Source organism: Sphingobacterium sp. UT-1RO-CII-1 (assembly GCF_026711005.1).
In the GTDB taxonomy this organism is placed as follows: Bacteria; Bacteroidota; Bacteroidia; order Sphingobacteriales; family Sphingobacteriaceae; genus Sphingobacterium.
Genome location: NZ_JAPPVJ010000003.1, coordinates 151,956 through 168,437 on the forward strand (window position 1 = coordinate 151,956; position 16,482 = coordinate 168,437).

The 16,482-nt window shown below is 39.7% G+C and carries 12 protein-coding genes; 7 read left to right on the forward strand and 5 right to left on the reverse strand.

Annotated features, from left to right (window positions below; all coding sequences use genetic code 11):
* Positions 1–40: 40 nt before the first annotated feature.
* The 4 genes from rplT to thrS all read right to left on the reverse strand — a co-directional run bounded on the left by rplT (position 41) and on the right by thrS (position 3,209).
* A complete protein-coding gene (gene rplT, locus ORI89_RS08120) occupies positions 41–385 on the reverse strand; it encodes a 50S ribosomal protein L20 (protein ID WP_268229961.1) in 345 nt (114 codons plus the stop codon).
* 90 nt (positions 386–475) lie between these two features.
* On the reverse strand, positions 476–676 hold the full coding sequence (gene rpmI / locus ORI89_RS08125; RefSeq protein ID WP_268229962.1) for a 50S ribosomal protein L35: 201 nt from the start codon (positions 674–676) through the stop codon (positions 476–478).
* Between the two features lie 35 nt (positions 677–711).
* Positions 712–1,236, reverse strand: coding sequence for a translation initiation factor IF-3 (gene infC / locus ORI89_RS08130; RefSeq protein ID WP_442800879.1), 525 nt, complete (start codon positions 1,234–1,236; stop codon positions 712–714).
* A 47-nt stretch (positions 1,237–1,283) separates the two neighbouring features.
* Positions 1,284–3,209 (reverse strand): threonine--tRNA ligase, encoded by a 1,926-nt coding sequence (gene thrS / locus ORI89_RS08135; protein ID WP_268229964.1) that lies wholly within the window; start codon positions 3,207–3,209, stop codon positions 1,284–1,286.
* Positions 3,210–3,543: 334 nt separating this feature from the next.
* Here thrS and ORI89_RS08140 point away from each other — a divergent pair, with 334 nt between their 5' ends.
* The 7 genes from ORI89_RS08140 (at position 3,544) to ORI89_RS08170 (ending at position 14,784) form a co-directional block, all read left to right on the forward strand.
* Entirely contained in the window at positions 3,544–4,134 is a 591-nt protein-coding gene (locus ORI89_RS08140; protein ID WP_268229965.1) for an RNA polymerase sigma-70 factor, read from the forward strand.
* A 64-nt stretch (positions 4,135–4,198) separates the two neighbouring features.
* Positions 4,199–5,347 (forward strand): FecR family protein, encoded by a 1,149-nt coding sequence (locus ORI89_RS08145; RefSeq protein WP_268229966.1) that lies wholly within the window; start codon positions 4,199–4,201, stop codon positions 5,345–5,347.
* A 196-nt stretch (positions 5,348–5,543) separates the two neighbouring features.
* Positions 5,544–8,948, forward strand: a complete 3,405-nt coding sequence (locus tag ORI89_RS08150; RefSeq protein WP_268229967.1) for a SusC/RagA family TonB-linked outer membrane protein — start codon at positions 5,544–5,546, stop codon at positions 8,946–8,948.
* Between the two features lie 96 nt (positions 8,949–9,044).
* Positions 9,045–10,679: a SusD/RagB family nutrient-binding outer membrane lipoprotein gene (locus tag ORI89_RS08155; protein WP_268229968.1), complete on the forward strand. Its 1,635-nt coding sequence runs from the start codon at positions 9,045–9,047 to the stop codon at positions 10,677–10,679.
* A gap of 19 nt (positions 10,680–10,698) precedes the next feature.
* Positions 10,699–12,051: an aryl-sulfate sulfotransferase gene (locus ORI89_RS08160; RefSeq protein ID WP_268229969.1), complete on the forward strand. Its 1,353-nt coding sequence runs from the start codon at positions 10,699–10,701 to the stop codon at positions 12,049–12,051.
* A 146-nt stretch (positions 12,052–12,197) separates the two neighbouring features.
* The gene (locus tag ORI89_RS08165; protein WP_268229970.1) at positions 12,198–12,821 is read left to right on the forward strand and encodes a 7-carboxy-7-deazaguanine synthase QueE; all 624 of its coding nucleotides are present in this window, start codon (positions 12,198–12,200) and stop codon (positions 12,819–12,821) included.
* A gap of 61 nt (positions 12,822–12,882) precedes the next feature.
* The gene (locus ORI89_RS08170; RefSeq protein WP_268229971.1) at positions 12,883–14,784 is read left to right on the forward strand and encodes an OmpA family protein; all 1,902 of its coding nucleotides are present in this window, start codon (positions 12,883–12,885) and stop codon (positions 14,782–14,784) included.
* Between the two features lie 5 nt (positions 14,785–14,789).
* Here ORI89_RS08170 and ORI89_RS08175 read toward each other — a convergent pair whose 3' ends face one another.
* Positions 14,790–16,481: a GMC oxidoreductase gene (locus ORI89_RS08175; protein WP_268229972.1), complete on the reverse strand. Its 1,692-nt coding sequence runs from the start codon at positions 16,479–16,481 to the stop codon at positions 14,790–14,792.
* Position 16,482: the final 1 nt, after the last annotated feature.

Sequence of the window (16,482 nt, forward strand, 5' to 3'; positions counted from 1 at the left end):
CCTTTTAAAATATCTAACAAATTGATAGCGGTTTAAAACTCTATTTTACGGTATCAATAACTGCTTTAAAAGCATCTGGATTGTTCATAGCTAAATCAGCTAAAACCTTACGGTTTAAACCGATATTATTTGCATGTAACTTACCAATCAACTGTGAATAAGAAATTCCGTGTTGACGGGCTCCAGCGTTAATACGTTGAATCCATAAAGCTCTAAACTCGCGTTTTTTAGTTTTACGGTCGCGATAAGCGTATAGTAAACCTTTTTCTACTGAATTTTTAGCAATGGTGTAAACCTTGCTTCTTGATCCGAAATAACCTTTAGCTAATTTCAGGATTCTTTTTCTTCTTCTTCTCGAAGCTACTGCGTTAACCGAACGTGGCATAATTATAAAAATTTAATTTGGTATAAGGCGTTACGTTTTTCAGTAATCTTACAACCTGATACCCGGTCAAAAAATGTATTAAAATAAAACTTATTTGCCTATACAAAGCATACGTTTAACGTTGCCCATATCTGCTTCATGAACGTAAGCTGTTTGTGTCAAATTACGTTTTTGTTTTGTAGTTTTCTTAGTTAAGATGTGGCTTTTAAAAGCACTTTTTCTTGCAATTTTACCTGTTCCAGTAAGCTTAAAACGTTTTTTAGCACTGGAATTGGTTTTTACTTTTGCCATAATAATTATTATTTTTTATCAACTTGTTAGACTCTTTATTTCTTCGCTGTTTTTGGCGCTAAAGTCAAAAACATACGTTTCCCTTCCAGTTTCGGTAAAAGCTCAACCTTTCCATAATCTTCCAAAGCCTGTGCAAATCTCAAGAGCAAAATCTCTCCTTGTTCTTTAAAAACAATCGCACGACCTTTGAAATGTACGTAAGCACGAACTTTCTCTCCATTTTCCAGAAACTTAATGGCATGCTTTAATTTAAAATCAAAGTCATGATCACTGGTATTAGGTCCAAAACGGATTTCCTTAATAACAGTTTGTTTTGCATTAGCCTTGATTTCTTTCTGTTTCTTCTTTTGTTCGTAAATAAACTTGCTATAATCAGTAATTTTACAAACAGGAGGAACTGCATTTGGCGAAATCTCCACTAAGTCAAGCCCTAATTCGTCAGCAAGTTCTATTGCTTTACGAGTCGGGTAAACACCTTGTTCTACATTATCGCCTACCAATCGTACCTCTGGTACACGGATAAATTCGTTAATGCGATGATCTGGTTCTTTCTTTCTCATTGGTGGTCTACCACCACCACTTCTACTTAATGCCAAATATTTAAAAATTAAACGGTTATTTCTTTAATTAATAATTCCTTAAATGCTCCCGAGTCCATCGACCCTAAATCTACTGATCCGTGTTTACGAACAGAAACCATGCCACTTTCCACCTCCTTTTCTCCTACAATCAACATATATGGTATTTTCTTGACTTCTGCATCACGAATTTTACGACCAACCTTTTCATCTCTTAGGTCAATCAGTCCGCGAATATCGGAATTATTTAGGGATTCCAAAAGATTTTTCGCATATTCTTCGTATTTCTCCGAAACGGGAAGCACTATAAATTGCTCAGGTGCAAGCCATAACGGAAACTGCCCTGCACAATGCTCTATTAAAACTGCTACAAAACGTTCTAATGAGCCGAACGGAGCACGGTGTATCATTACTGGACGATGCTTCTGATTATCGCTACCTGTATACTCTAGTTCAAAACGTTCGGGCAAATTATAATCTACCTGAATTGTTCCTAATTGCCATTTACGCCCCAAAGCATCTTTTACCATAAAATCTAACTTTGGTCCATAAAAAGCAGCTTCACCATATTCGACAACAGTTTTCAATCCTTTTTCTGAGGCTGCCTCAATGATTGATTTTTCCGCTAAGTCCCAATTTTCATCACTACCTATATATTTTGTTCTGTTATCAGGATCCCGCAAGGACACTTGTGCTGTATAATCGTCAAAGCCTAAAGCTCCGAATACATACAAAACAAGATCAATTACTTTTTTAAACTCTTCTTTAACCTGATCAGGTCTACAAAATAAATGAGCGTCGTCTTGTGTAAACCCGCGTACACGAGTCAATCCGTGCAACTCACCTGATTGCTCATAACGATATACTGTTCCAAACTCTGCAAAACGCACCGGTAAGTCTTTATATGAACGAGGTTTTGTTTTATAAATTTCACAATGATGCGGACAGTTCATGGGTTTCAAGAAAAACTCTTCTCCCTCCACAGGCGTACGTATGGGCTGAAAAGCATCTTCTCCATATTTTTCATAATGCCCTGAAGTCACATATAACTGCTTATGTCCAATATGAGGAGTTACTACTGGCTCATAACCTGCTTTCAATTGCGCTCTTTGCAGAAAATCCATTAGCTTTTGTCTTAAAGCCGCACCTTTGGGTAGCCATAAAGGTAAGCCCATTCCTACTTTTTCCGAAAATGCAAAAAGTTCTAATTCACGCCCCAATTTACGGTGATCGCGTTTTTTAGCTTCTTCAATCATCTTCAAATACTCGGTCAGTTCCGAAGCTTTTGGAAAAGTAACCCCATAAATACGAGTCAACTGTTTACGTGTCTCATCTCCTCTCCAGTAAGCACCTGCGACATTCATCAATTTTATCGCCTTAATCGTCCCTGTATGTGGAATATGTGGTCCCCGACACAAATCGGTAAAATCACCTTGCGAATAGAAAGTAATTGTTCCGTCGTCTAAATCTTTAATCAGATCAAGCTTATACTCATCTCCTTTTTCTGTAAAATAAGCCAATGCTTCCGCTTTAGATACATCACGACGTTCAAAAACCTCCTTTTTCTTAGCAAGTTCCAACATTTTATCTTCGATTTGTTTAAAATCGTCCGAAGAAAAATCTCGGTCACCAAAATCCACATCATAATAAAACCCTGTTTCTATGGCCGGTCCTATACCGAACTTTACTCCTGGATAAAGAATTTCTAATGCTTCTGCAAGTAAATGTGCAGAAGAGTGCCAATATGTTGCTTTACCCTTCTCATCATTCCATGTCAACAACTTGACCTTAGCATCTTCTTCAATAGCTCGGGAAGCATCCCAAACTTCACCATTAACCTCGGCTGCTAATACATTTCTAGCTAATCCTTCCGAAATAGAAAGAGCAATCTGCATAGCAGTTGTTCCTTTTTCATACTGACGCACAGAGCCGTCAGGCAACATAATATTAATCATCTACGACTATGATTTTTAATTTATTAATGAACTTAAGAGCAACCTTACAACGTGTACAATTACATTGATTCAAATCAGTTTGCCCTAAAAAAATGATTTTCACAAAAGTACATAAATTCCTTCGTATAAACTAATACTTAGCAGAGTAGCCTACTCTTATACTAGACAATGTCCTACGATTTTAACGAATTTCATAGCTTCTTCATGAAAAATTTATTCTTTTAAGAAAACACCTGCTATACAACAAAAAAACACTCTCATAAAGCCATACATCCCACGGAAAGTATAGTAATTCAGGTAAAATATTATACATTTGTTAAAACCAATTCTATAAATGACGAACGAAATAATACTTTCAGACGAGCAATTACTCTGTTTATTACAACAAGGGGATGAGCCTGCGTTTACTGAAATCTATACACGTTACAGTCGAAAACTTCTTGCCATAGCCTTCAATTACGCACGAGATCCTGATCTTGCGGAAGAAATTGTTCAAGACATTTTTTTAAGTCTTTGGGAAAGACGCCTATCTTTAAAAATAGACTCACTTGAAGCTTATCTCGCTACAGCGGTCAAGTTTGCCATATTCAGACAAATATATACGCAAAAAAAGAGATTAGAATTAGCAAAAAACCATTATAAAGTACAAACTGCTATTTTAGATGAGGACAAAATATATGCGAAATTTTTAGACGAATACATACAAGGCATTGCAGAAACATTACCAGAAAAATGCCGTCTTGTTTTTCAGTACAGTCGGAACATGCATCTTAATAATAAAGAAATTGCCGAAAAAATGAATATTTCTGAGAAGACAGTAGAGTCTCATATGACAAAGGCACTAAAAACAATACGAAATAACCTTTCCAACTCCGGCACAATCATCACGCTGACTTACAGCTTTTTAGAGAAATTTATAAAATAAATTAAAATTAGACTCAGGGTTAGGTCCTTCTCAATGTACTTTAATAGTAACATTGCAGAAAACCATGGATAAACAACACATAGCCGAATTAATAGAAAAACATCTTGATGGTACCGCTAGCCCAGCTGAATATCAACAACTACTGGACTGGTACCGTTCTGTGGAGCATACAGAAATCCATTGGCCTGAAACTGAAAAACAATTTGATATTCGTGTTGACCGCATCCTTACAAATATCTTATCCCAGGATAGACATAAAAAAGCCCCACATCTTTTTCAAAGAAAATCTTTTTTAATACCTACAATTTCAATCGCTGCTGCTGCAATATTGGTTTTACTACTCGTAACCAATCTATTTAATAAAGATCAAATTAAAGACACAGTTTTAGCGGAGGCCACAACAATAATCCTCCCAGGAGGGAATAAAGCAATCCTGACTCTTAGTGACGGCTCTGTAATTGATTTGACAGACTCTCTTCACAGCTATAATAACAATCGGGAAGATGGTCTTAAAATATATACTAATCAAGGTGAACTTACTTTCAACAGCAGCGACTACTCTACTTTATCTTCAAATAATTTAAATACACTTAGTACGCCAAGAGGCGGTCAATATATGGTCAATTTACCTGATGGCAGTAAAGTGTGGCTCAATGCCGAAAGTTCGCTTTCTTTTCCCAATACATTTAATCCGAACGAACGCAGAGTTACCCTTAATGGAGAAGCCTATTTTGATATTGCAAAAAATAAAAAAGCACCTTTTATTGTCAGTGTTGATGATATGCAGATAGAAGTTCTAGGAACAAAATTTAATGTAGATGCCTACAAAGACTCCCCACGTATTTCCACCACCTTAGTGGAAGGAAGTGTGAAAGTCAGTCAAGGTATGCAGAACATTGTTTTAGAACCCAACCAACAAAGCTCTTGGGATAAAAGAAGTAAAAAATTCAGTATTCAAGACATCGATACAAAACTCTCAACAGCATGGAAAAACGGCTACTTTATCTTTGAAAACACCAATATAAAAACTATTATGTCTCAATTGTCACGCTGGTACGATATTGAGGTTGAATACTTGGGAGACATCTCTAAAAAAGAATATACAGGAAGCATCTTAAAAAGAAGCACTATTCAAGAAGTATTAAATATGCTTGAGCTAACGGGAACTATCGAATTCAAGATCACAGGAAGGAGGGTTAGTGTTATGCCATAATTTGTCATAATTTAAAATAGATCCCAAAAAAAATATCAGAGTGCGGACACACCCTGACATTTTATTTTTGCCTGGTATCTAATCAAATAACCTATGTACTAACATTTATTATTAATTAAAAGACCAAACATTCAAATGTATGAAAATTTATTTATGTAAGGATATCTCGAGATCCTTTCGACAAACTTTGCTTGTTATGAAGCTAACTATAACCTTAATTTTAGGCGCCTTTCTTCATGTAAGTGCAACCGGGTTTGCCCAAAACATCACGTTGAAGGCTTCCAATGCTTCTTTAGAATTCGTACTAAAAAAGATAAGCACCCAAAGCAGTCACGATTTTCTTTTTAGCTCTTCTATGCTAAAGGACGCCCATCATTTAAACATAGATATAAAAAACATGCCTTTAAAGGATGCCTTAGAACTATGTTTTACCAATCAGCCACTCACGTTTACTCTTTCTAATAAGACAGTAATTGTCAAAAGAAAAACTGATGTGGAGCTCATTTCGCAAACAAGAACAGTAACAGGGGTTGTTTTAAACGACAATGGGACACCTATTGCTGGCGTAAGCGTACGTTTAAAAAACAAATCAACAACGACACTAACCGATAACTCAGGTCGCTACTCTATAGATATTTTAGGTCCGAATGCCACCTTATTATTCAGCTACCTAGGTTATTCCTCACAAGAAATAAACGTCGACAACAAAAACCAAATCAATGTCACACTTTTAGAAACGCAACAAGAACTAGATAATGTTGTTGTCACAGCTTTGGGTATAAAGCGACAGCGCCGAGCACTAGGCTATGCTGTTTCGGAAGTCACCAATGACGAAATTACTGGATTTGGAGAACCAAATGCCATTTCCGCTATGGCCGGAAAAGTTGCAGGTGTTAATATCTCAACCACTACGGCTGGTGCCACGGGCTCTAGCCGTGTTGTAATCCGTGGTATACGCGAGCTACAAGGGAGCAACCAACCCCTATATATTATTGACGGAATACCCGCTGTAAACGGCAATATAGGCAGCGCGGATCAATGGGGAGGGTTTGACTTAGGGGATGGAATGGCTGACATCAATCCCAATGATATTGAATCAATATCTGTACTTAAAGGAGCCTCAGCAGCCGTCCTATATGGTTCTCGTGCTCTGAATGGTGTTATTTTAATAACCACCAAAAGTGGACAGGGTAAAAAAGGCTTAGGTATCGAATTCAACAGTTCTTTAACGACCGATCAGATTTCAACAAAATTAGATGAAGTTCAAAAACTTTACGGACAGGGCACAAACGGTCTTCTTCCCCGCAATGTCGTAGAAGCGGGTAATATAGCAAGTAACTGGGGACCTCGCTACACTGATGCAGAAACTATCATTCAAAGAAACGGTGTTGAGCGACCATACAATTATATTAACAATAACATTCAAGACTTTTTCCGTACTGGTATAACTGCAATGAATACCTTATCACTGACAGGAGGCAACAAAGATCACAACTTACGTTTTTCCTACTCGAATGTAGATAATAAAGATATTATTCCCGGTAGCGGTTATGATCGGAACAACTTTTCTTTCAAGGGACAGAGCAAAATTGCCGAGGGCTTAACACTTGATGTTAAAGGCTCTCTTATGCTTGAAAACGTAGACAACCGTCCTGCCCTTACTGATGATGTGAACAACATTGGAAATGGGCTTATCGGTATTGCCGGCAACTTTGATCAATCATGGCTGCAGGACTACGCCAACGCTGATGGAACATACATCAACTATACTGGCAACCAATACCGTGCAAATCCCTACTGGACATTAAACAGAACAAACAATCTAAGCAAAAAAACAAGAACCGGCGGCTCTGCAAGCTTAAACTATGTTCTAGATGAAAACTGGTCAGCCACAGCAAGCGTGGGTACAGATTTTTACGCTTTTAAATTCAGTAATTTCTACGACCTATACACCCCTACTAAAGATGGTGGTCAATTACAATTGAACGATTTAAATGTTCGCGAAGATAATTTCCAAGGGTTAATCAATTACAACAAAGAAATCAACTCATCCTTTAAGATTGCTGCAATGTTGGGAGCCAATTTAATGAAGTTCAATCGCGACCAAACAATCATTAACGGAACAGAGATTATCGTTCCCGGCAAAGAACTGATCACCAATTTTAAACAAACACAAATCATCCCTAGCAATCCTAGAAAAGAAATACAGTCTATATTCGGAAACGTAGAGTTAGGTTACAACAATTACTTGTTTTTAAACTTACAAGCAAGAAATGATAAGTCATCTACTTTACCTAAAGGAAAAAACTCATATTTCTATCCTGCCGCTGATTTAAGTTTTATCATAACCGATGCATTTGACATTCAATCTAACATTTTCAACTATGGTAAAATACGTTCTTCTTACGGACAGGTAGGTAGCGATACAGATCCCTACAAAACCAGTTTCCTATACTCGTTGACGGGGCAATCTATGAATGGCTTGCCCATGGGAGAAGTACTTGGTGATATCATTCCAAATGCCAACCTAAAACCTCAGCGCAAGAACTCTTTTGAAATCGGCGCCGATTTAAGCTTTTTTAATAATAGAGTAGGTTTAGATTTCACATACTACAATGAACTCACTAAAGATGTACTCATCGATATTCCTATTCCAGAAACAACGGGCTATAAATTTGCCTCTTTAAACGCTGCTAAATTAAAAAACAAAGGAGTAGAGCTCCTCTTACGGACAACTCCTGTTTTACTTGATAACGGTTTCAAATGGGATTTATCATTCAATTTTTCTAAAAACCACAATACTATAATTGACATATACGAAGGGTTAGAAGCTTACACAGTAGCTCAGGCACGTTGGGCAGGTGCTACTATCATTGCAGAAAAAGGAAAACCTTTCGGCACAATTTTAGGCAATGATTTCCTACGTGATGAGCAAGGTAGAAAAATCCACGGTAGTGATGGTATGCCTCTTTACACCGACAATCCCGTAGCGATAGGCAGTAGCTTACCGAATTGGACTGGGGGTTTAACGAATAGCTTCCAATACAAAGGCATAGAATTTAGAGCTGTTGTCGATATCCGAAAAGGAGGAAGTCTGTACTCAATGACCAACATGATGATGTATGACAATGGTTCTCACCTCGCAACAACCGAAGGCCGTGATTCTTGGAACGAATACCATAAAGAGCGAAGAGCTGCTGAAGAAGCCGGCCGACCTGCAGATGATGTTAAACAAAATGGCCGAGGTTACATCGGTGATGGTGTAAATGAAAATGGAGAGGTCAACGACGTAGCAGTTAGTCCATCTACCTACTGGAAATATGTCGCTGAAAATATTCCACATCCTTTTATTTACGAATCAAGTTATGTCAAACTTCGTGATATCGGCATCAGCTATACACTACCTCAATCTTTGATCAAGACACTTCCCGTACAAGCCGTTTCCTTCGGAGTTATCGGAAGAAACTTGTGGATTATTCATAAGAAGGTTCCGAATATCGACCCGGAGTCCAACTATAATAACGGCAATGGCCAAGGTTTTGAATACGGTTCTTTGCCGGGGCGCAAAAGTATAGGTTTTAATTTAAAAGTGAGTTTTTAAGCATTCACCATCAAATCATTATGATACAATAATGCAGGTGTTAATCGGTAGCACAAGCTACACAAACGTTTAACTATTTAAATAAAAGACATTCTTATGAACATATTAAAATATTTACCACTGATTGCATTTGTGTTTGCTTTTCAAAGCTGCACAAAAGACCTTCAGTCTCTCAATGATAACCCGGCCGGTTTCGCCGAGTTAGACCCAAGTTATCAATTTACAAAGGTGCAGACCGGCTTAGCCGGAGATCGCGAAGATGTCTGGCGCTATGACCTTCTCGTAGCTTCTCCTATGGTCCAACATCTTGCCGGTGCCTGGGGTGTTCAAGCTGGCGGCATGTACCAAATCATGGAAAAAGCATACTGGACCGGCCACTGGGAAGCTACTTACCCACGCGAACTAAAAAACATACAGGATATCGTCGACAAGACCGCAGATGTTCCCGAGCAAGCAAATATCCATGCTGCAGCACGTATCTTGCGCGTATTTATTTTCGCTAAACTAACCGATCTTTACGGCGACATCCCCTACTCTGAAGCCATAAAAGGCTTCACCGAAGGAAAATTTCTTCCTAAATATGATAAACAAGAGGATATTTATATGGATTTCTTCAAAGAACTTGAAGAAGCCGTTACTTCTTTCGATGAAACAGCAGGCCCCTTCAATGGTGACATTTTTTTCAATGGTAATGTTGCACAGTGGAAAAAGTTTGGCAACTCTTTACGTTTACGTTTAGGTTTTAGAATAGTAAATGTCAATCCTTCGGAATCCAAAAAACAAGTAGAGGCTGCCATAGCAGGAGGTGTCATGACGAGCAACGCCGACATCGCCATGACAAAGCACATGGCGCTCAGCTATTCGGATGGTGAATTACGTGGTAACGGGCGTTCGCAAGTTTTCAAGCTAGACGTCGTATCCAGTAATTTCAGATTAGTAAACACACTTGTCGATTTCATGAGTTCTCGTAAAGACCCCCGCTTAAATATTTATAGCAGGGCATATTATGGTGTAGGAATTATCGGCGTTTCACGTGACATACAAGACATCACCCATTTAATCGAACCTCTAGGTATGAAACCAGGCGGTCTACCCTGGGTAGAAGCCGTAAACTACGGTATCTTGAAAGACAGCGATGACCAGCCTATCATCAACCCTGCGGATGGAAATCCTTATAATGTCGACTTCATGACAAGCTTACGTCAGCCTAGCGAATATGTTTCAGCACTAGACGCTCCGAGTTTTCATTTCACATATGCAGAAGTAGAACTTTTAAAAGCCGAAGCTGCTCTAAGAGGTTGGGCCGGTCTATCTGACGCTAAAACACATTTCAACAAAGGGCTAGAAGCCAGTTGCGATATGATGAGTCTATATCCTGGCGCCCCTGCAATACCAGCAGCTGCCATCAATGAATTGAAAGCGAGCTACAGCCCTTTTCCTACAGGTTTTGAAGCAGCTATGGATGCAATCCATGGTCAAATGTGGGTTAACTTCTTCCTTAACGGTGTAGAAGCATACTCAAACTACAGAAGAACAGGATATCCTTCACAATTAATTCCGTTTAAATCCTTAGCGTGGTACACCAGTGAAACAGATGGCGTTATGCCCAAACGTTTCTTTTACCCTACAGCTGAGTTTATCCAGAACAAAACAAGCTACCAAGAGGCAATTGATCGTTTAGGTGGTAAAGACGACTGGTTGAAACCAGTATGGTGGGATACTAATAACTAATAATAATAATAATACAACTATGAGAACAGCCAACGTTATTCTAGTCTTATACAAGGTTATTGCGTTATGCGCTATCAGCTTACTGTATATTTCTTGTTCAAAAGAAGAACAACAACAGACTGACGTTGCTGCTGTTCAAATTTTCAACGACCCCAGCTCAGCTCTTGTAGCTCGGGTTGTTGTTTCTCTAAATACATCTAGAACCATTAAAATTAGTTGTTACAATGAAAACAAACAACTGGTATACAACAACGTATCTTTTAACAAGCAAACACACAATGTTTCACTTCTACAGCTCAAAGAAAAAACCAACTATTACATAGAAGTAGCTGTCCTCGACGAAAAGTCAGAATTCAGCACTATAGAAAAAGTCAATTTTACGACAGCTGCGATACCTTCTTGGGTAACTGATTTCTACTCCCCTGATCTTAATAAAATAAATGATCCTTTAAATGGCTACTATCTTTTTGCCAACATGAAAAGTCCCGGATGCATTTACATGATTAACTCCAAAGGCGAAATAGTATGGTATAAAACAACAGAAGCCGTTGTTAAAAGTGTACACGCCACTCCTAAAGGAAGTGTTTTAGCCATACTCGATCAAAATGGAACAAATTTCGGGGATGGAAATATCGTTTTAGAAACCTCTTTAGCCGGCGACACTCTCTTTCATTTAGAATATGGTAAAAAGGGATTTGACAAATGGGTACACCACGATCTAGCGATCAACCCGCAAGGAAATATTATTGCCGTTACCAACACCTTTCAAGGCGGTTTTCCCGGTGATGGTTTAGTGGAGTGGAGCAGTTCGGGCAATAAAGTCTGGGAATGGTCTACTTTTGATGTACAGCATGAAATTGATCCAAACATTCAAGAACAACCTTGGGTTAATTCTGTATTCATAGATCACGATGGCCATTATCTTCTCTCGTTACGTGCACTTGATCAGGTATGGAAAGTACATTCTTCCAGTGGTAAAGTACTTTGGAAACTGGGCAAAAACGGCAATATCAAAATGGATCAACCTATCCATTTCCTGCGCCAACATTACGCCCACCGTAATCATCAAGGTGAGCTCATGCTATTCGATAATGGCAGTGATGAACGTCCTTATTCCCGAGTGCTTTCTTACACTATTAATGAAGAAAACCTTACCGGCAGTATAAGCTCCATCACCGATTTACCCAAAGACAACTATTCGCCAATCATGGGCAGTGCTTTTTTACTCCCCGACAATAATATACTTACGGCAAGCTCATCCAGCCTTACAGCTTTAAAATTAGATCCACTGGGCAACACCTTATTCAAGCTAAAATTTAAAAGCCCTATTTACCGTATCGAGTACATTCCATCTTCTATATTCATAAAGTAGCCAAAACATACTCCATTAATCAAAAACCGACAGAATAAGCCAAAGCCATATTTCGCCCATATATCCTTTACCCGAGGTTGCAGCACCTCCTCGCTCCCTCTTCTTTTTCAATAATGTTCCGTACCTTTGTGACCTAAATAAATAAAATGTCAAATCAGGTTCCTGCAGACGGCAGCATGCTTCCACTCATGGAAGAGTTTTATACTATACAAGGCGAAGGTTATCACACAGGCAAAGCCGCTTATTTTATCCGATTGGGCGGATGCGATGTAGGCTGTCATTGGTGCGATGTCAAAGAAAGTTGGGACGCCGATTTACACCCTTTAACACCTGCAGACACCATTATTAAAAACGCCCAAAAACACCCTGCAAAAACGGTCGTTATTACTGGGGGCGAACCCCTGCTTTACAACTTAGACTACCTTACTGCTGGTCTTCAAAAAGCAGGCATACAAACCTTTATAGAAACCTCTGGAGCTTACCCACTATCAGGTCATTGGGACTGGATATGCTTATCTCCTAAAAAGTTCAAAGCCCCACAAAAAAGTGTATTACAAGCTGCCGGCGAACTTAAAGTTATTGTCTTTAATAAAAGTGACTTTAAATGGGCTGAAGAGCATGCCCTGCATGTAAGTTCGCACTGTAAACTCTATTTACAGCCCGAATGGTCAAAATCTGCTGAAATGACTCCTTTAATTATTGACTATGTAAAGGAAAACCCGAAGTGGGATATCTCGCTTCAAACACATAAGTACCTCAACATTCCCTAGATATAGCAAAATAAGGTAGACTTTTTCATTACTTTTGATTTGATACTACTTTTTTCCAGCTATGATCTATATACAAACATATGTATTGTTTCTTCTTTTCTGCGTATCTTCAGTTTATGCCCAAAAGGCATCATCTAACAAACGTGCGCAATCTTCTTTTTTAGAAGCATCTAAAGCCCTGCAACAACACAACTACAGCAAAGCCGAAAGCCTGTTACTACAAGCAACCGTGCAAGACCCAACATTTGCAACAGCCTATCAACAACTTGCCGATATTTATAGAAAAAATGAACGCTACCAGGAAGCTGTAAAAACTTACCTACTTGTTCTACAGAATGACTCTAACCTTACGCCGCTAACCCATTTTGGTTTGGGAGAAGCCCTACTTTTCACAGGAAGCTATCTCCAAGCCCAACAACAACTTAACTCCTATAAGCGCAAAACCCGTTTATCAGGCAAGAGCCTCCAACTGGTTGATAAATATTTAGCAGACTGCGCCTTCAGCTTGCAACAGCAGAACCAAGCCTCCCTGTTACGGCTCACTCTGCTGCCCAATAGCATTAACACCGAACATGAAGAATATTTCCCAAAGCTGACTGCCGACAACAAAACCATTGTCTTCACAAGAAAAGAAAACAATCAAGAAAACTTTTACGAAAGCCAACTGCTTGGTGAAAATGAATGGTCAGAAGCCGTACAGCTGGACGGTCAAATAAACTCTACACATTACAACGAAGGGGCACATTGCATTTCTCCTGATGGTAAATACCTATTCTTCACAGGTTGCAATTGGCCCAATGGGCTAGGCAGTTGCGACATTTATGTCTCAAAAAAGGAAAACGGCAAATGGCAGACTCCCCATAATCTGGGAGCTCCTATAAACAGCCGCGGCTGGGAATCACAACCGGCTATTTCTGCCGATGGAAGAACACTCTACTTTGTAAGTAACAAACCGGGGGGCTACGGTGGCTACGACATCTACAAATCTCTTCTCTTGCCGGATGGGCAATGGTCAGCCCCACAAAACTTAGGTCCGCAGATCAACACAGCCTTTGACGAAAGCGCTCCTTATATACACGCCGATGGACAAACCCTTTACTTTGCCTCCAACGGTTGGCCTGGCTATGGACAAAAAGACATCTATAGTTCCAAAATAGATAGTCTTGGCAACTGGGGCATTCCCAAAAACCTCGGCCAACCTATCAACAACTTCCTCAACCAAACCTCCTTTCATATCAGTATGAATGGTAAAATCGGGCATCTATCCAGCCAAGACAGTACAGGCCGCATGAAAATATTCAGTTTTGAAATGCCCAAAGATTCTCGTCCAACGCCTGTTGCTTACATACTTGGCACGATTAAGGACAAAAACACAGAGCAGGCTTTAGACGCCACCATATCAGTAACCGCTGTTGATAAAGACTCCATCATTTTTCAAGATGAAAGTGATTACGCAGACGGAACTTTTCTTGCCGTTTTACCTATAGGCTACACTTATGCTGTTCATATTCAGCGAGAAGGTTACCTTTTCGAGTCACAACAGTATGCCTTAAACAACCCTAAGCACACCGACGAACAGTTTGAAAGCACCATCTTCTTAAAGCCTATTACTTTGGGCGCTGGCAGTACATTAAACAACATCTACTTCGACGTCAACAAATACGAGCTATTATCAAGTTCACAAGCCGACCTCTCTGCACTAATCTCTTTTTTAAATATTAATAAGGGATTGACTATTGAAATAGAAGGTCATACCGACAATACCGGAGATACAGACCATAATATGCAACTCTCCGAAAAACGAGCTCTGTCCGTTAAAGATTATTTAATACAGCAGGGTATCAAAGCCCACCGTATATCTGCCAAGGGCTACGGCTCTTCAGCTCCTGTAGCTACCAACGAAACAGAAAAAGGCCGTCAACTTAATCGTCGAACAGCCTTCAAGATTTTAAAAATGCAATAAAATTATTAAAGATTCTGCTTTTTCAACTCTTCCACAGCATATGCAGCAGCTCTTGCCGTTAAGGCCATAAATGTCAGCGAAGGGTTCTGTGTACCGGTCGAAGTCATGCAGGCCCCATCTGTTACGAAAACATTCGGGCAGCTATGCAATTGGTTCCACTTATTCAAGAGTGAAGTTTTCGGATCATTTCCCATCCTTACACCGCCCATCTCATGGATATCCAACCCTGGATTTTGCCCACTGCGGTGCTGCCAAATATTCTTAACTCCGGCTGCTTCCAGCATCTCAGCGCCTTGATTCAGGAAATCCTCTCTTGATTTCTCATCATTTTCATCATAGCCCACAGCTATACGAAGTAGCGGTACATCATATTGATCTTTCTCTGCGCTACTCAGCCCCACATAGTTTTCCTCTTTTGGTATTGTCTCTCCTTGCATCATCATCCCTACATGCCATGCCCCTACCTCAGTAAGTGCATCTTTAAATGTACCGCCCAACGTATCGGCAGGTACATTATCTCCCCTCCCTCTATAAGCACCAAAAAACGAAGCATAACCCCTCAGAAAATCCATTTCCTGTTTCTTTACATTTCTAAAATTCGGTATAATAGGCTGTGTCGGTCTGCGTCCATAATAATATTTATCCTCATATCCTTCAAAAGTTCCTCCCAGCGTCCCTGTATAATTATGGAAAGCTACATATTTACCCAACAGTCCATTATCATTTCCCAGTCCATTTGGAAAACGATCTGAAGTCGAGTTCAATAATATCTGATTGGATGCCAATGTCGAAGCATTTAAGAAAATTATTCTCGCATAATATTCGGTCATCTCCTTTGTTTCCGCATCAATCACCCGCACTCCCTTTGCTTTCCCCTGTTGCTCATCATAAATAATTGAATGCACAACAGACTGTGGTCTCAAAGTCATATTCCCTGTTTTCTCTGCCCAGGGCAAAGTCGATGCATTTGAACTAAAATAACCGCCGAAAGGACAGCCCCTCTGGCATAAAGAACGTGCCTGGCACTTCATCCGCCCTTGCTGAATATGGATTTCTTTAGGTTCTGTAATATGCGCACAGCGTCCTGCTATAACTTGCCTATCTTGGTATTTTTCCTGTATTTTTCGTTGAATTTCCCGTTCTACACTATTCATCTCAAATGCCGGCAGGAACTCACCGTCGGGCATCGCTGCATTTCCGTCTTTATTTCCCGATACACCGATAAACTTCTCTACATGGCTATACCAAGGTGCTATATCTTTATAACGGATTGGCCAGTCCACAGCAAAGCCATCCCTTTCAGGCCCCTCAAAATCAAAGTCGCTCCAGCGTTGTACTTGCCGAGCCCATAACAAAGACTTTCCCCCTACATTATACCCTCTGATCCAGTCAAAAGGTTTTTCTTGAATATAAGGCTGCTCCTTATCTTTTGTAAAGAAATGCATAGCATCCTCTTTAAACGCATAACAGCGCGAGGCTATTGGATTCTCTCGAATCATCTCCAAAGACAATTGTCCCCTATGCTCAAAATCCCAGGGTCCTAAATTTGCTGTCGGATAATCCTTAATGTGCTTCACATCTTTTCCCCGTTCCAAAACCAATGTTTTCAGTCCCCTTTCGCACAATTCTTTCGCAGCCCAGCCACCGGCTATTCCCGAGCCGATAACAATGGCATCATAATTAGGTTGGTCAGCCATA